We start from the raw sequence: 16,636 nt of genomic DNA, 5'->3' as shown, positions 1-16,636 counted from the left end.
TAGGCCGGAACGGAGGGGCCGAAGCCGGCTTCAATCAGCACGGAGATGCGCCATCGAAGCAGACCTAAAGGCAATGACTTGCACGACCTGTCCATCTTGGCCAGATGGGCAAATGCTCTCATGTGGCGTCCCAGGCGAGGTTCGAACTCACAACCTTCCCCTTAGGAGGGGGATGCTCTATCCAATTGAGCTACTGGGACACGCGGGCGGAAGCATGTTAGCGAGCATTGGCTCGTTTGTCATGCCCGCGCATTTATAAAGCAGCAATGCCCAATGGTTGGCCATGACAACACACACCACCTATTGCATTTTGCATGACCGAGAAGCGGCAATCTTGCAAAGCGCACTGAGCAAATTTGAAAAGAAAGGTTAACACATTGATATATAACGATTATTTACCAACTATCTGTTGGCATGAGAGGTGCTTAATTACCTGACCGTAACGCGAAGGAGACGCCGATGCTACGCCCAGCCTACCTGCTCAGTACCGCCCTTTTGGCCGCTGTCACAATTCCTCTGCTTGAGACCATGCCGACAACGGACCTTCTGAAGACAGTATCGAACCCCTCCCAGGTGACCACACCTAGGCTTTCTGTGCGGGCGAGCACCATTAGCAGCAACGCCCAAAGCAAGCCCGCTCAGGCGCAGCGCTGGATTTTCTAGACCAAGATGGCTGCATGCAGGCTTTATCGGAGATGAAAATGTCTATTTACGGATATCTATTCCTTGCGCTCGGCATGCTGTGCGGCGCCCTGAGTATCGGCTCAACCCTTCCTGAGTTCTGGGATACGCTTGTCACAGGCGGCACAGTGGTATTCGCGGTGCTGTTTACGATTACGCTGCTGCTAGGTCGGCGAATCAAATTCGATCCAGTGCTGCGCTAGGACGAACCACGCATACGAGATAAGCGCTGGATCACAATAAAGGCTATTGGCCACCACAGAGTCTTTACTCCAACTTTTGTCGCCGTATAATTGGCGTCATTAAGTTGTCCAGCATCTTTTTCGCAGGTCGTGGAACAGCATCTGCTGTTTGGTGTCAGACCGGTGACTAGAACGGCAATAAGCCACCATCGCCCACCTGACTAACCGGTTTAATATGCGCCCAATGAAGCAGGCAGTTTACTCCAGCCGCACGGCTGACAAATTCGTGGTTCGGCTCCCGGACGGAATGCGAGAGCGCATTGCAGAGGTTGCCCGGAACCATCATCGAAGCATGAACTCCGAGATCATTGCTCGGCTAGAGCAAAGCCTTCTTCAGGAAGGTGCGCTTGATGACGATTCCGCAATGCGCCTGGACAGCCCGGAACTGTCGCTGCACGAGCGCGAACTGCTGCAACGCTTTCGCCAGCTGGCCCACCGCCAGCAAAACGCGCTGATCGCCCTTATCGCGCAGGATGCCGAAGCTGCGAAAGAAGAAGATTGAATCCGCTCAGTACTGACGAATAACGCAAACCGCCCTGACAGCACGACAGGGCGGTTTTCATTTGGTAAGACTCACTGTTACCACTTGGCGATAGGCTGGATTTACCAGCAGCATGAAACGAAAATGCCTACGCCTTTATCAGCGTAGGCATTTTCTCGTGCCTCTTCCCACGCCGCGCATCAGTAGTGGCGCTAGCCTACAAAGCTAAGCAGAACGCCCGCCGCAACAGCCGAGCCAATCACCCCAGCTACGTTCGGGCCCATGGCATGCATCAGCAGGAAGTTCTGAGGATTCGCCTCAAGCCCGACCTTGTTCGATACCCTCGCTGCCATTGGCACTGCCGAAACGCCGGCCGACCCAATCAGCGGGTTGATCTTGTTCGCGCTGAACATGTTCATGACCTTGGCCATCAGCACGCCCGCCGCCGTACCGCCACAGAAAGCCACCATTCCAAGCAGCAAGATCCCAAGGGTTTTCATCTGCAGGAAGGCTTCGGCGGACAGCTTGGAGCCAACAGTCAGCCCCAACGCGATGGTCACGATGTTTATCAGCGCGTTACGTGAGGTGTCGGCCAGACGATCCACGACCCCGCACTCGCGCAACAGGTTACCAAAGGCGAACATGCCTACTAGCGGCGCGGCATCCGGCAGTAGCAAACCCACCATCAGAGCAAGCATGAGCGGAAAGACGATCTTTTCTGCCTGACCGACATGGCGCAGCTGCGTCATGACAATGGCGCGTTCTTCCTTGGTCGTCAGCGCTCGCATGATGGGCGGCTGAATCAACGGAACCAGCGCCATATAAGAGTAGGCCGCAACAGCGATCGGCCCCAGCAGATGCGGCGCGAGCTTTGCCGTAACGAAGATTGAGGTGGGGCCGTCTGCACCGCCAATAATCGCAATCGAAGCAGCCTCACGCAGTGTGAATTCCATCCCCGGAACCCCCATTGCAGCCAGCGACAAGGCACCAAGCAAGGTGGCGAAGATACCGAATTGCGCTGCCGCACCGAGCAGTAGAGTCTTGGGGTTAGCCAGCATTGGACCGAAGTCTGTCATGGCGCCGACGCCCATGAATATCAACAACGGAAATACACTGGTAGGCAGACCCACTTCATAGAACAGATGGAGGATGCCGGCACCCTCGGCCATGTTGGCGACGGGAATATTGGCAAGCACGCCGCCAAATCCGATTGGGATCAGCAGCAAGGGTTCAAACCCCTTGCGAATCGCCAGATAGATCAGCCCCAGACACACCACGATCATCAGCAGCTGACCGGGCTCTATATGATAGAGACCAGTGCTGTGCCACAGCTTGAGCAACTTATCCATGCAGCGCTCCTTAAGCGATGGTCAGCAGGCTATCGCCCACCGACACCGCGTCGCCGACCTTGACGTTCACACCTGAAACGGTACCGGCTTTGAACGCACGGATTTCAGTTTCCATCTTCATGGCTTCGAGGATGATCACCAGATCTCCCTCCTGAACCAGCTGACCGGGCTGCACGAGAACCTTGAAGATATTGCCAGCTAACGGAGCCGGTTGAGGTTCGCCTGTACCAGACGCCGGACCGCTAGCGACTGTCGACGGGACGGCCGAGCCACTGCCAATAGCCTTGATGCCCTCGATGTCGCCGCCTTCATTGACCTGAACGACGAAGGATTTGCCGTTGACTTCGACGGTGTAGACCTCGGGTACGCCCGCCTCCCGTGGCGCTTGCTCCTTGCCGGTCGGCACCGGTTCGAAAGCAGAGGCATTGCCTCGGTTTTCAAGGAACTTAAGGCCGATCTGAGGAAACAACGCATAGGTGAGGACGTCATCAATCTCGTTCTCGGCCAGCTTGATGCCTTTTTCCTGCGCCAACCCCTTCAGCTCGGCCGTAAGCTTCTCCATTTCCGGCTGCAGCAGGTCAGCCGGGCGGCAGGTGATGACGTCTGCACCGTCGAGGACGCGCTGCTGCAGTTCGACATTGAACGGGGCTGGTGCTGCTCCGTACTCGCCCTTGAGGATGCCTGCGGTTTCCTTGGTAATAGATTTGAATCGCTCGCCGGTGAGCACGTTGATGACCGCCTGGGTACCGACGATTTGCGAGGTCGGCGTTACCAACGGAATGAACCCGAGATCTTCACGAACGCGAGGAATCTCGGCGAGCACCTCATCGAACTTGTCGAGTGCGCCCTGCTCCTTTAATTGGCCTTCCATATTGGTCAGCATGCCACCCGGCACTTGAGCCACAAGGATGCGCGAGTCGACGCCCTTGAGCGTGCCTTCGAACTTTGCGTACTTCTTGCGCACCTCGCGGAAGTACGCAGCGATCTCTTCCAGCATCAGCAGATCGAGCCCGGTATCACGCTCGGTGCCCTGGAAAATCGCCACCACCGACTCGGTTGGCGAATGCCCATAGGTCATCGAGAGAGAGGAAATGGCTGTATCGACATTATCGATGCCCGCCTCGACCGCTTTGAGAATGGAAGCTGTGGATAGGCCCGCCGTAGCGTGACACTGCATATGGATTGGAATGGACAGGCTTGCCTTCAAGCGCGAAACCAGCTCATAGGCCATATACGGCGTGAGAATGCCGGCCATGTCCTTGATCGCCACCGAGTCGGCACCCATGTCCTCGATCTGCTTGGCCAGGTCGACCCACATCTCCAGGGTATGCACCGGGCTGGTGGTGTAGGAAATGGTACCTTGCGCATGCTTGCCATGCAGCTTGACCGCGCGCAGAGCGGTTTCCAGGTTGCGTGGATCGTTCATCGCATCGAACACACGGAACACATCGACGCCGTTAGCCGCAGCTCGCTCGACGAACTTTTCAACCACATCATCGGCGTAATGCCGATAGCCCAGCAGGTTCTGGCCACGCAGCAGCATTTGCTGCCGAGTGTTGGGCATCGCCTTCTTCAGTTCGCGGATGCGCTCCCAGGGATCTTCGCCCAGATAACGAATGCAAGAATCAAAGGTTGCCCCGCCCCAAGACTCGACCGACCAGAAGCCAACCTGATCGAGCTTGCCGGCAATCGGTAGCATGTCTTCAAGGCGAACGCGGGTAGCCAGAATGGATTGATGCGCATCACGAAGCACCACATCGGTAATGCCGAGCGGCTGTTTGACAGATGTCATGAAGGGAACTCCCTGTTCTGAATCAACCACGACGAGCGCGGTGCTGATGGATAGCGGTCTGGATTGCCGTAATGAGATCGGCATCCACTTCAGCCACGGCGGGTTCGCTGGAAGCCAACTGAGCGGTGGGCGCACTGTCGAAGCGGCCGATCACAACAGACATCAGGCGAATGCAAGCAATCAACAACACGAGAAAGACAAAAACGGAACCTAAGCCGAACAGCATAAGTTCGACGCCTTCTAGGAGGAGTTCGCTGGGGGTCATCGGGATTCCCTTTCTATCAGCGGCTCGAGCCGCCTGTTATTCGCTTCGAGTTTGGGCCTTCGCTAGTGCGAAACCTCAGAACAGTAGCCCGAACAACAGGCGCAAGGCAAACGCCAAGTCGACGCAGGCGGAACGAGTCAGAGGAGAAAAATTGTTGCGAGCCCGAGAAAAATAAAGAAACCGCCACTGTCGGTAACGGCAGTAATCATGACACTGGCACCCAGCGCCGGGTCTCGCCCCATTCGCGCCAAAGTCACCGGAATCAGCACGCCCATCAAGGCCGCCAGCAAAAGATTGAGCGTCATCGCCGCAGTCATCACCACACCCAACGACCAGCTGCCGTACAGCCAGTAGACCACGACACCGATAACCCCACCCCATATCAAGCCATTCAGCATCCCAACACCAGCCTCCTTGCGCAGCAAGCGAGCACTGTTGCCGGTACCCATCTGGTCCAGGGCCATTGCCCGAACAATCATGGTAATGGTCTGATTGCCTGAATTGCCGCCAATGCCAGCGACTATTGGCATCAGCGCAGCCAATGCAACTAGCTTCTCGATCGAGCCATCGAATAGGCCGATCACACGCGAGGCAACAAAGGCCGTGATGAGATTGACTGCCAGCCAGGCCCAACGGTTACGCAGCGATTTCCAGACCGAGGCGAAGATGTCTTCTTCTTCGCGCAGACCCGCCATGTTGAGCACTTCGCTTTCGCTCTCCTCACGGATCAGGTCAACCATCTCATCAATGGTCAGGCGCCCGATAAGCTTGCCGCTTTTGTCTACTACCGGGGTCGAAACCAAGTCGTAGCGCTCGAATGCCTGGGCCGCCTCATACGCATCCTCATCCGGATGAAATGTCACTGGATCACTGGCCATCACCTCGGCCACATGCCGCTCCGGATCATTGACCAGCAATCGCTTGATGGGTAGAACGCCCTTGAGCACGCCGTCGTAATCCACAACGAAGAGCTTATCGGTATGACCGGGCAGCTCCTTCAGCCGCCGCAGGTAGCGAAGCACGACTTCCAGACTCACGTCCTCGCGGATCGTGACCATTTCGAAGTCCATCAGAGCGCCAACCTGATCCTCCTCGTAAGACAGCGCCGAGCGGACACGCTCACGCTGTTGCGCATCCAGCGTTTCCATTAGCTCGTGAACGACGTCTCGCGGCAACTCGGCCGCCAGGTCCGCCAGTTCGTCCGCGTCCATTTCCTTGGCAGCAGCGAGAAGCTCGTGATCGTCCATGTCGGCGATCAGCGTCTCGCGAACCGCGTCGGAAACCTCGAGCAAGATATCGCCATCGCGATCAGACTTGACCAGCTGCCAGACCGTTAGGCGGTCATCAAGGGGCAAGGCTTCGAGGATGTGAGCGATGTCAGCGGGGTGCAGCGCCTCCAATTTGCGCTGCAGTTCGACGAGGTTCTGGCGATGCACCAGGTTTTCGACAAGATCCTGATGCTGCCCTTCCTGACTCTGACGATGCGCCAGTTCCTCGACGATCCTGTGCCGGTGGAGCAACTCGACGACCTGCGCCAGACGATCCTGGAGACTTTCCTGCGGCTTTTTTGCTTCAACTTCAGTCATGGCGCACTCCACCCCCAGCAGTTGGAGCACGCCAGGGGATCAATCATTCAAAACGTGATTGGCAAGCGAGGGTTTTATACGACTACTGGGCAAATCCATGAGGCGGATCCAGAAGCCCAAACGGGCGGACCGCGCAATAATACCACCGCAACCGTGATGCACGACCGCGAAATACAAGCAATACAATCGCTTGCGCGTCGCCACCGAAGGATCGCGCTATCAATGTGGACGCATTCACGTTGCGGAAAGGCACCGCTGCGAGCCAGGCTGTATTTGGCTAGGCTGGTTCGACCCATCGTCAAGGAGGACGACTATGAACAAACTTATCGCAGGAAGCTGCTGCGCCCTTCTCCTCTCCACCGCGCCAACGTTTGCTGCAAGCATCTATCGCTGCAGTGACGCCGCAGGGAACCTCACGTTTACTCGGCAGGGATGCCCGATCGATCAGACCGCGCAGATTCAGGAGGCAGCGAATCCTACACCCAGCTCCGGCAAAGCCGTACCTCTGGCCAAATCTAAAGGGCGACGCAAGACGCCTAAGGAAGAGTCGGCGCGAAGCCTTACCGTTGTAGGCGCACAGGATGATGGGTGCGGAAACCGCATAACCGGGAGCGCAAGGCGAGATGCGCTGATCAAAAAGCAGATTCATCCCGGCATGACCCGCACCGATATCGAGAGCACCTTCGGCACACCCGACACAGTGGCCACTCGCAATGGCCAGATGCAGTACCGCTACAGCAACGCTAAGGGCAGGACACGCACCGTCACCTTCGATGAAAACGGCTGCGTTCGAGGGAAACGCTAACGTCACAAACGAAAAAAGGGTCTGCATCGCTGCAGACCCTTTTCCGATTTGGTGCACTCAGGAGGATTCGAACCTCCGACCGCTCGGTTCGTAGCCGAGTACTCTATCCAGCTGAGCTATGAGTGCAAAAGCGATTGATAAACCAGGTCACCGCTGGCTACAGCACGAACCACATTTCTGAGATCCGACAATATGGTGCACTCAGGAGGATTCGAACCTCCGACCGCTCGGTTCGTAGCCGAGTACTCTATCCAGCTGAGCTATGAGTGCACTGAGGGTGCGCATTATAAGTTTGTGAACTCGGTGGTCAAGCTTTTTGGTTCAATGTTTTTTATCAAACCGCATCGCTAAAACCGACCCACAACCCAATCATGCAAAATGGCGGAGAGGGGGGGATTCGAACCCCCGACACCCTTTTGAGATGTACTCCCTTAGCAGGGGAGCGCCTTCGGCCACTCGGCCACCTCTCCGCAACACGGGGCGCATGATACCCATCTTCGCCCCGCTTGCAAAGCCAAAAATCACATAAATATTAATGGCTTGGTTCTTGATCTTTTTCTTTCTGGATCCGTTGATAAATCTCCTCGCGATGCACCGCTACCTCTTTGGGTGCATTCACTCCTATACGCACTTGATTTCCTTTGACACCCAGTACAGTGACAGTCACATCGTCACCCACCATCAGGGTCTCTCCGACCCGGCGAGTCAGAATCAGCATTCCTTTCTCCTTAAAACGGATTCAATTCAGTAAACAGTCTGCAAAGATAAAGACGGATAATGTTCCGTGAAACATCGACCTAGAGCCTTTCACCAGCTATTGACCAGTAACAACGACTCTAAAGTTCCTTTACCCCCGGCGAAAACGACGGAAGGCTCGAATCAGTCCGCAGTCAGCGCGTCATTCCCCCTTGCCAGCGGGAGCATCCAGCTCGAATGCGGTGTGCAATGCCCGTACCGCCAATTCCAGGTATTTTTCCTCAATCACTACCGAGACCTTGATTTCAGAGGTAGAGATCATCTGTATGTTGATGTTCTCCTTCGCCAGCGCCTCAAACATCCGACTCGCGACGCCCGCATGAGAGCGCATACCTACGCCGACAATCGATACTTTGGCGATGTCGATATCACCAATGACTTCGCGAGCGCCCATGTCACGGGCGATACCTTCCAGCACTTGCAGCGCGTTATGGTAATCGTTCCGGTGGACAGTGAAGGTGAAATCCGTGGTGTTATCGTGCGCGACGTTCTGCACGATCATGTCCACCTCGACATTGGCCGCACTGACCGGGCCAAGGATCTTGAAGGCCACCCCGGGGGTATCCGGCACACCACGAATGGTCAGCTTGGCTTCATCACGATTGAAAGCGATGCCGGAAATGATGGGCTGTTCCATGGATTCCTCTTCATCAAGGGTAATGAGGGTTCCTGGACCCTCTTGAAAACTATGCAACACGCGCAACGGAACGCTGTATTTACCTGCGAATTCCACGGCGCGAATCTGTAACACTTTCGACCCGAGACTTGCCATCTCAAGCATTTCTTCAAAGGTAATCTTGTCCAGGCGCTGCGCCTTGGCAACGACGCGAGGATCGGTCGTGTAAACCCCATCGACATCGGTATAGATCTGGCACTCGTCTGCCTTCAACGCTGCAGCGAGAGCCACACCGGTAGTGTCTGAACCGCCACGACCAAGCGTGGTGATATTGCCGGCTTCATCCACGCCCTGGAATCCGGCCACTACGACGACTCGCCCGGCCTTGAGCTCCTTATGAATCTGCTGCGAATCGATCTGCAGGATGCGTGCTTTGGTATGGGCGCTGTCGGTCAGGATGCGGACCTGGGCACCCGTATAGGACACCGCTGGAACGCCAATCTTCATCAGCGCCATCGCGAGCAGAGCGATAGTGACCTGCTCGCCCGTCGACACCATCACGTCCAACTCGCGGGCGACCGGCTGTTCGCTGATCTGTTTGGCAAGATCGATCAGCCGGTTGGTTTCACCGCTCATGGCCGAGACCACCACGACAATGTCGTCTCCGTTATCACGGAATTTTTTGACCTTCGCCGCCACTTGCTCGATGCGCTCGACGGAGCCCACCGAGGTACCTCCAAACTTCTGTACGATCAAAGCCATCTCATCGCCGCCTAAGCCCGTCAAGGGCGCTTATTAAACAATCAACCCAGCACCGCAAAGTGCCTACGGACAGCGACCGGACCAGCCGCTGACCGAGGTGGTCACCAGACAAACAGCCCATCGCGACCAACCCAACCTGACACGCTGCTGCTACACGCCCTGCTCGACGAACGCCGCGGCAATGGCTAATGCTTCGTCGAGGCGATTCGCGTCGCTCCCACCGCCTTGCGCCATATCCGGGCGACCACCGCCTTTGCCACCAACAACCGCAGCAGCCTGTCTCATCAGATCGCCGGCCTTCAAACGGCCGGTGAGATCCTGCGTGACACCAGCGACCAGTACGACTTTTTCATCCTGCACGCCACCGAGCAGAATGACGCCGCTGCCAAGCTTGTTCTTCAGTTGATCGACCAATGCCAGCAGTGCCTTGCCATCCAGGCCATCCACGCGCGCGGCCAGGGTTTTGACGCCCTTAACCTCGACGGCGGAACTGGCCAGGTCATTGCCGGTGGCGCCGGCCGCTTTGGCCTTGAGCTGCTCGAGTTCCTTTTCCAACTGCCGATTGCGCTCGAGGACGGCGCCCAGCTTGTCCAGCACATTGTCACGAGTGCCTTTGACCAGCGATGCTGCTTCTTTCAGCTGCTCTTCCGCCGTGTTCAGATAGGCCAGCGCCTGCTCGCCAGTAACTGCCTCAATACGTCGCACACCCGCAGCCACACCACCTTCGCTGATGATCTTGAACAGACCGATGTCTCCAGTACGCTTGACGTGAGTTCCGCCGCACAGCTCGACTGAGAAGCCGCCCCCCATGGTCAATACGCGCACCTGGTTCCCATACTTTTCGCCAAACAGGGCCATAGCGCCTTTGCTCTTAGCAGTTTCGATGTCGGTCTCCTCGATCTCTACTGCCGTGTTGCCGCGAATTTCGGCATTGACCTTTTCTTCCAGGGCCTTCAACTGTTCAGGCTTAATCGCCTCGAAATGGCTGAAGTCGAAGCGTAGCCGCTGACTGTCGACCAATGACCCTTTCTGACCGACATGCTCACCGAGAATCTGGCGCAGTGCCGCGTGCAGAAGATGAGTCGCAGAGTGGTTCAGCGCAGTGGACTGACGTACTGATGCGTCGACCGTAGCTTCGACGGTCGCACCGACCTGCAAGCTGCCACTGTCCAGAATGCCGTGGTGCAGGAACGCACCGCCGGCCTTGCTGGTGTCACGCACATCGAAGCGCAGACCGTCCGCCGAGAGGTATCCGCAATCGCCCACCTGCCCACCTGACTCGGCGTAGAACGGCGTCTGGTCGAGCACGACCACGCCTTCCTCGCCCGCCGACAGGCTCTGCACCGCCATGCCTTCTTTGAACAGCGCTAGCACCTTACCGCTGCCGGATGTACCGAGGTAACCCGTGAAACGCGTTTCGCCCTCGACCTTGACCAAGCTGTTGTAGTCCAGGCCAAAGGCACTGGCCGAACGCGCCCGCTCACGCTGCGCCTGCATCTCGCGTTCGAACCCTTCTTCGTCCAGCGTCAGTTCACGCTCACGAGCGATGTCGCCGGTCAGATCCATCGGAAAACCGTAGGTGTCATACAGCTTGAATATCACTTCCCCAGGAATCACGCTTCCCTGAAGATCGGCCAGATCCTGCTCGAGGATCCTCAGACCTTGCTCCAGCGTCTTGGCGAACTGCTCCTCTTCAGTTTTCAGCACGCGCTCTATGTGCGCCTGCTGGGTTTTCAGCTCGGAGAAAGCGTCACCCATCTCAGCCACCAGCGCGGCGACGATCTTGTGAAAGAAGCTGCCCTTGGCGCCGAGCTTGTTGCCATGGCGGCAGGCGCGACGAACGATGCGGCGAAGCACATAACCGCGTCCTTCATTGGATGGCGTCACGCCGTCGGCAATCAGGAAACCACAAGAGCGGATGTGGTCAGCAACCACCTTGAGCGAAGCCTGACCCTCGTTGCCGCAACCGATGGCCCGAGCGGCGGCATTCAGCAAGCTCTGGAAAAGGTCGATCTCGTAGTTCGAGTTGACGTGTTGCAGCACCGCACTGATGCGCTCCAGGCCCATACCGGTGTCGACACTCGGCGCCGGCAACGGATGCATCACGCCATCTGCGGTGCGATTGAATTGCATGAAGACGTTATTCCAGATCTCGATGTAACGGTCGCCGTCTTCTTCTGGCGAACCAGGCGGGCCACCCCAGATATGATCGCCATGGTCGAAGAAGATCTCGGTACAGGGACCGCAGGGTCCGGTATCACCCATTGCCCAGAAGTTGTCAGACGCGTACGGCGCGCCCTTGTTATCACCGATGCGAACCATGCGCTCGGCCGGCACGCCGACCTCTTTTGTCCAGATGTCATAGGCTTCGTCATCGCTGGCGTAGACGGTGACCCAGAGCTTTTCTTTCGGCAGGCTCAGCCATTTATCGGACGTCAAAAACTCCCAGGCGAAGGTGATCGCGTCGCGCTTGAAATAGTCGCCAAAACTGAAGTTGCCGAGCATCTCGAAGAAGGTGTGATGGCGTGCGGTATAGCCGACGTTCTCCAGGTCGTTGTGCTTGCCGCCGGCGCGTACGCATTTCTGGCTGGTGGTGGCGCGGGTATAGGCGCGCTTTTCCAGCCCGAGGAAGCAGTCTTTGAACTGATTCATGCCGGCGTTGGTAAACAGCAGTGTCGGATCGTTCGCGGGAATCAGCGAACTGGAGGCCACACGGGTGTGGCCCTTCTCTTCGAAGAAGCGGAGGAAGGCTTCACGGATTTCTGCGCTTTTCATAGATCTCTTCCAGAGGACTGCGGCCGAACGGCTGCAAAACGACGCGGCGAGGCGGCACCGGGAGCCGGTTCACAGCTACCCAAACGGATAGCCGGCAAAGGGCCGCATTATATCGGCCCTGTGCCGCACGCATAGAGGATAAATAAGATTGAATCAAGCTATTCGACAGCGATTCGAACCTATGCTTTGAGGAATGCTGCAAAGCTCTCGAGAATCGGATCGACATGCTCTGGCAGCACGTCCAAATGCGTCACCAACCGCAACCGAGGCGCAGCAGTGATGACGATGCCGCGCTCGGCGCAGAACGCTTTCAGCGACGTCGCGCGGTCACCCATATCGACGTAGACCATATTGGTTTGGACTGGCTCGACGCGATAGCCCAACGCTTCCAGTCCCTCGGCGATGTCGTGGGCGCGCTGGTGATCGTCTGCCAAACGTTGGACCTGATGATCCAAAGCGTAGAGGCCTGCCGCGGCCAGCACTCCGGCCTGGCGCATGCCGCCGCCGACCATCTTGCGCAATCGCCTTGCCTTGGCAACAAAGGACTCATCACCACAGAGCACCGAACCGACAGGCGCACCCAGGCCTTTTGACAGACACACCGACACCGAATCGAAGTGGTGCCCTATCTCTTCAGCGGTGCAACCCAGCTTGACCACCGCATTGAACAAGCGAGCCCCGTCTAGATGAAGCGCAAGCCCACGTTCATGCATGAACGCTCTTGCCTCAGCCAGATAGGCGAGCGGCAGGACCTTGCCGTGCATCGTGTTTTCAAGCGCCAGCAAACGCGTACGGGCGAAATGAAAGTCGTCCGGCTTGATCGCCGCCGCGACGCGCGCCAGATCCAACGAGCCATCCGGCTCCATTTCGATCGGCTGCGGCTGGATCGAGCCAAGCACTGCAGCACCGCCGGCTTCGTACTTGTAGGCGTGCGCCAACTGCCCAGCGATGTACTCATCGCCCCGCTCACAATGCGCCATCAGCGCCAACAAGTTGCTCATGGTTCCGCTGGGCACAAACAATCCAGCCTGTAAACCCAGCCGCGCCGCCAACGTCTGTTCCAGCTGGCGGACCGTCGGATCCTCGCCATACACATCATCGCCAGTGGTTGCACCCAGCATGGCGTCGCGCATGCCCAAGGTCGGCTGAGTGACCGTATCACTCCTAAGATCAATCAGACTCATCACAGGGTCCTTGCTCGAATGGATTCATCACCAAGACAGGCACCGCCTACGCACCACCCCGCCCCTAGCGCAACAACCGGCTATCAAGAACCTTCGATCCGCCACCCAGCATGGTTTCAGTGATGTTGATGAAGTCGTCAGTGGTTACCCGATCCAGTCGCATCAAACCCCGCGCAACATCATCGAGCGAGTGGCGTCCTTTGCTGCGCTGGCGGATCTCCCGATCGAGCTCCTGCAGCAGAAGCACGGCTCTGGCTGTGACCGGACCACTGGATCGCTCGGTCCGCAGGCTATCGACCTTGCGACTCCATTCAGTCAGATGCTCTCGAACCGCCTGGTAGCGATCCTCGCTCATGCCGCCGGCGCGACGCATCAGCTCGATTGCGTAGTACTCGGCCAGCCCCTCGCTTATCCAGTCACTGCGATCGGCATCGGAGATTCGACTGAACACATGAACCAGCTCATGCACCAGCGAACTGGTGCCGTTCTCGCTGACCAATGGACGGTCGGCGTGCATGAACAGCGAATTGGGGCCAGACAAACCGCCTCTCCACATCGGGTCGCCGGCCCCGACAACCAGCAGCTTCTCGGGATCCCGGGGGAATACGTTCTGCATTTCGGGCCAGACGAAGGTCAGCAGCGTAAGGATGTCCATCCTGCGCATCCCTTCGCCCACCGGGGCAGAAACCGCCACGTCGGTTTCACCGAGTCGGGCCCGGCGACTGCCAAGCTTGCCGGCGAGGATCCATCCGGTCGGGCGATCGAACAGGCGCTCGGGATTGTCGATGCGAAAGCGATTCTTCCCGATACGTGGCCAACCGGTCTCGACGCTCTTCCAGCCGCTGGGTAGCTCGAACTGCAGCCGAGAAACCAGTCTGACTCCGTCCTGCTGATCAAGGCGGCCGGCAGGCACCAGATCGTCTCCGCGCAGCAACGTCCAGTCATCCGTCATCCGCGCATCGAAGCGGCCACTTTTGCGCTGATGGCTGACCTTAACCTGATAACTCAAATGTGCTTTGCCTGGCCCTGGGCGCCAGACTCCGCGCCCACTTTCTTCCTCCCAGCTGCTTCCGCTGTTGGTCTGGAAATCGCTATAGGCCTGTTCCTTGCCAAGATTCAGATCTAGAAATTTAACCGCGCCGCCGTCTTCGAGGGCGAGCTCCACTTCCGCAACACCCTGCTCGGGAACGAACTTGACGGTGTAGTCCAGGTCGACCCGCTTGGCCGCCTGAAGTGGCGCAACGAACGAAAGCAACAGAACGGCAAGCAGCGGTAACTGACGGCGGGACATCGAGCGGCTCCAGATTGGGTTCAGTGCTATGACGACGCGGACCGAGGTAGATTCAACCGGCCCGGAATATCAGATGATCTTCCCAGTCCTCATCAGCCACAGAGCCCTCGGTAATCATCCGGCCCGATTGGGAAATCCGCTCGGCATGCACGGCATCTGGATCGCCACACACCAGATGATGCCAAAGCGGTAGATCCTTACCTTCAGCTACAAGGCGGTAGCCACAGGTAGGCGGCAACCACTTGAATTGTGCAGCGTCCACCGCAGTCAGCTGGACGCAGTCGGGGACACTGGCGCGGCGGTTGGGGTAGTCGGTGCAACGGCAGCTTTTCAGATCGAGCAGTTTGCAGGCGATACGGGTGTAGTAAACGCTTCCATCCTCATCATCCTCAAGCTTTTGCAGACAGCAAAGACCACAGCCATCGCAAAGCGACTCCCACTCGGCTGAGTCCAGTTCGGCCAGTGTCTTGCGCATCCAGAAGGGTTCGACTTTTACTGCCATGAATTGCCATCTCGGAGAAATGCCGGGAGTCTAGCCATTGCCGCAGGTCTGGCCAAGCATGGGGAAGCTCGGAGCGTTTCTGCTGAAAGGTAATCGACCGACGGCCGTGAGCTGCCCGCGATTCACACCGGGTCGTTGCGACGAAGCAACTCTTCAGGCAGGTGCTCTATATAGTCATCATCGGGTGGCGGCATCTGCAGGTGGTAACCCTGCTTATCCAGATTGTCGAGGACCGTAGCGATGTCCTCCTGCGCAAGCTTGCGCTCAGGCGTAAGGACGATGTCGAAGGCAAGCTGCGGCGGACCGAAAGCGGCAAGCAAAGCTTCCGGCACCCGGGCGAGCGCTTCGCTGCGCTCGACGTACAGGTACATTCCTTTCTTACGCGGGCTTCTATAGATGGAGCAGATGCGTTTCATGATTTCTCTTCCAGCACTTCGAGAAGGGCTTGCCCCATTCGTTCGCGGCGCCAACCGCGCAGCGACTCAGGCAACTGATAAGGACCGTCGGGATATCCGGATTTCAACAAGGCTTCGAGCACCTTCTTGCGCAGCATCAATTCTGGCGCGATGTTCATGGCTTGGGCTTCGCGCTGACCGACAGTACGCAATTTTTTCAGCAGCGCCGACGCGTCGAGTGGCAATGGCTCCGGTAAAGATTCTGGCCAGTCCTGCTCAGGCGTCGCAGCGGCAGTACGGATTAGCTCGAGTAACGTCTCGCCATCCTGGCGTACCGTTCGCGGGTGCATGTCATCGATACGCGCCAGGCTTACCAGATCAGTTGGCTGGGTGCGGGCCAGGGGCCACAAGCTGTGTTCGCGTAATACGCGATTACGGGGTTGGTTACGTGCACGCGCCTGCCGCTCACGCCAGCCCGTCAGGACTCGCAACACCGCCAGCTGACGCGGCTTCAAACGCCAGGCCTGCTTGACGTCACGATAGGCTTCATCCGGATCGGTCTCGCGCTGGAGATTGGCGACCAACTCGGCGCCGTCTTCCATGACCCAAGCACGCTTCTCGTCGGACAGCTTCGGCAGCAGGGCCTCGTACAGCTCAGCCAGATGCTGGGCGTCTTCGGCTGCATAGCGCACCTGCATCTCGCTCAAGGGTCGCTGAAGCCAATCGGAGCGCGTCTCGCCTTTGGGCAGCTCAATGTTCAGCACGCTCTGCACCAACCGCGAGTAGCCCATGGAAAAGCCGATATTCAGATAGCCAGCAGCCAGCTGCGTATCGAACAACGGTACCGGAAGGCTACCGGTCAACCGCCAGAGCACTTCCAGATCTTCACTGCACGCATGCAAGACTTTCACGACCGCCGGATCCGTCAGCAGACCGGCAAATGCAGCCCAATCGGTAATCAGCAATGGATCGATCAGATAGGCACAACGTCCGTCACCCACCTGCAGCAGCGCGGCGATCGGGTAGAAGGTATCGACCCGCATAAACTCCGTGTCCACTGCTATATAAGGCAGCTGGCGCCATTCGGCACACAGGCGGGTCAGTTGCGCATCATCCAGCACCCATTGAGTTTCGATGGCCACTAGGCCCTCCTT

General features: G+C 57.7%; 15 protein-coding genes and 4 tRNA genes. 3 read left to right on the top strand and 16 right to left on the bottom strand.

What is annotated here, in order from left to right:
• Positions 1–123: 123 nt before the first annotated feature.
• A tRNA-Arg gene (locus ACQKEK_RS16290) sits at positions 124–200 on the bottom strand.
• Positions 201–701: 501 nt separating this feature from the next.
• Between ACQKEK_RS16290 and ACQKEK_RS16285 the strand changes: the two genes are divergently transcribed.
• The gene (locus ACQKEK_RS16285) at positions 702–884 is read left to right on the top strand and encodes a PA3371 family protein (protein ID WP_499143770.1); all 183 of its coding nucleotides are present in this window, start codon (positions 702–704) and stop codon (positions 882–884) included.
• A 214-nt stretch (positions 885–1,098) separates the two neighbouring features.
• The gene (locus ACQKEK_RS16280; RefSeq protein WP_045425999.1) at positions 1,099–1,425 is read left to right on the top strand and encodes an Arc family DNA-binding protein; all 327 of its coding nucleotides are present in this window, start codon (positions 1,099–1,101) and stop codon (positions 1,423–1,425) included.
• 191 nt (positions 1,426–1,616) lie between these two features.
• Here ACQKEK_RS16280 and ACQKEK_RS16275 read toward each other — a convergent pair whose 3' ends face one another.
• The 4 genes from ACQKEK_RS16275 to mgtE all read right to left on the bottom strand — a co-directional run bounded on the left by ACQKEK_RS16275 (position 1,617) and on the right by mgtE (position 6,396).
• On the bottom strand, positions 1,617–2,753 hold the full coding sequence (locus ACQKEK_RS16275; protein WP_127839611.1) for a sodium ion-translocating decarboxylase subunit beta: 1,137 nt from the start codon (positions 2,751–2,753) through the stop codon (positions 1,617–1,619).
• A 10-nt stretch (positions 2,754–2,763) separates the two neighbouring features.
• Positions 2,764–4,545 (bottom strand): sodium-extruding oxaloacetate decarboxylase subunit alpha, encoded by a 1,782-nt coding sequence (gene oadA / locus ACQKEK_RS16270; RefSeq protein WP_499143769.1) that lies wholly within the window; start codon positions 4,543–4,545, stop codon positions 2,764–2,766.
• 22 nt (positions 4,546–4,567) lie between these two features.
• The gene (locus ACQKEK_RS16265) at positions 4,568–4,810 is read right to left on the bottom strand and encodes an OadG family protein (RefSeq protein ID WP_499143768.1); all 243 of its coding nucleotides are present in this window, start codon (positions 4,808–4,810) and stop codon (positions 4,568–4,570) included.
• A 137-nt stretch (positions 4,811–4,947) separates the two neighbouring features.
• Positions 4,948–6,396, bottom strand: a complete 1,449-nt coding sequence (mgtE, locus tag ACQKEK_RS16260) for a magnesium transporter (RefSeq protein ID WP_499143767.1) — start codon at positions 6,394–6,396, stop codon at positions 4,948–4,950.
• 313 nt (positions 6,397–6,709) lie between these two features.
• Between mgtE and ACQKEK_RS16255 the strand changes: the two genes are divergently transcribed.
• Positions 6,710–7,201 carry a DUF4124 domain-containing protein gene (locus tag ACQKEK_RS16255; protein WP_128119172.1) on the top strand — a complete coding sequence of 164 codons (492 nt, stop codon included), beginning with the start codon at positions 6,710–6,712 and terminating at the stop codon, positions 7,199–7,201.
• A gap of 49 nt (positions 7,202–7,250) precedes the next feature.
• Here the strand turns inward: ACQKEK_RS16255 and ACQKEK_RS16250 are convergent.
• The 11 genes from ACQKEK_RS16250 to rnd form a co-directional block, all read right to left on the bottom strand.
• Positions 7,251–7,327, bottom strand: a tRNA-Arg gene (locus ACQKEK_RS16250).
• Positions 7,328–7,394: 67 nt separating this feature from the next.
• A tRNA-Arg gene (locus ACQKEK_RS16245) sits at positions 7,395–7,471 on the bottom strand.
• A gap of 109 nt (positions 7,472–7,580) precedes the next feature.
• Positions 7,581–7,671: transfer RNA gene (locus tag ACQKEK_RS16240), tRNA-Ser, on the bottom strand.
• Between the two features lie 62 nt (positions 7,672–7,733).
• Positions 7,734–7,919 carry a carbon storage regulator CsrA gene (csrA, locus tag ACQKEK_RS16235; protein WP_003283978.1) on the bottom strand — a complete coding sequence of 62 codons (186 nt, stop codon included), beginning with the start codon at positions 7,917–7,919 and terminating at the stop codon, positions 7,734–7,736.
• A 180-nt stretch (positions 7,920–8,099) separates the two neighbouring features.
• Positions 8,100–9,335 (bottom strand): aspartate kinase, encoded by a 1,236-nt coding sequence (locus tag ACQKEK_RS16230; protein ID WP_128119171.1) that lies wholly within the window; start codon positions 9,333–9,335, stop codon positions 8,100–8,102.
• Positions 9,336–9,485: 150 nt separating this feature from the next.
• Positions 9,486–12,110, bottom strand: coding sequence for an alanine--tRNA ligase (gene alaS, locus ACQKEK_RS16225; RefSeq protein ID WP_499143766.1), 2,625 nt, complete (start codon positions 12,108–12,110; stop codon positions 9,486–9,488).
• Between the two features lie 179 nt (positions 12,111–12,289).
• Positions 12,290–13,294 carry a low-specificity L-threonine aldolase gene (ltaE, locus tag ACQKEK_RS16220; protein WP_499143765.1) on the bottom strand — a complete coding sequence of 335 codons (1,005 nt, stop codon included), beginning with the start codon at positions 13,292–13,294 and terminating at the stop codon, positions 12,290–12,292.
• Between the two features lie 64 nt (positions 13,295–13,358).
• A complete protein-coding gene (locus ACQKEK_RS16215) occupies positions 13,359–14,585 on the bottom strand; it encodes a hypothetical protein (protein ID WP_499143764.1) in 1,227 nt (408 codons plus the stop codon).
• Between the two features lie 52 nt (positions 14,586–14,637).
• On the bottom strand, positions 14,638–15,087 hold the full coding sequence (locus ACQKEK_RS16210; RefSeq protein WP_499143763.1) for a YcgN family cysteine cluster protein: 450 nt from the start codon (positions 15,085–15,087) through the stop codon (positions 14,638–14,640).
• A gap of 122 nt (positions 15,088–15,209) precedes the next feature.
• On the bottom strand, positions 15,210–15,503 hold the full coding sequence (locus ACQKEK_RS16205; protein WP_128119167.1) for a YcgL domain-containing protein: 294 nt from the start codon (positions 15,501–15,503) through the stop codon (positions 15,210–15,212).
• Positions 15,500–16,624: a ribonuclease D gene (gene rnd / locus ACQKEK_RS16200; RefSeq protein WP_128119166.1), complete on the bottom strand. Its 1,125-nt coding sequence runs from the start codon at positions 16,622–16,624 to the stop codon at positions 15,500–15,502. The genes ACQKEK_RS16205 and rnd overlap by 4 nt, the downstream gene beginning before the upstream one ends.
• Positions 16,625–16,636 lie beyond the last annotated feature (12 nt).

It is taken from the genome of Pseudomonas sp. NPDC077408 (assembly GCF_050269105.1).
Taxonomy (GTDB): Bacteria; Pseudomonadota; Gammaproteobacteria; order Pseudomonadales; family Pseudomonadaceae; genus Stutzerimonas.
This window is presented reverse-complemented; position numbering and strand designations above follow the sequence as displayed.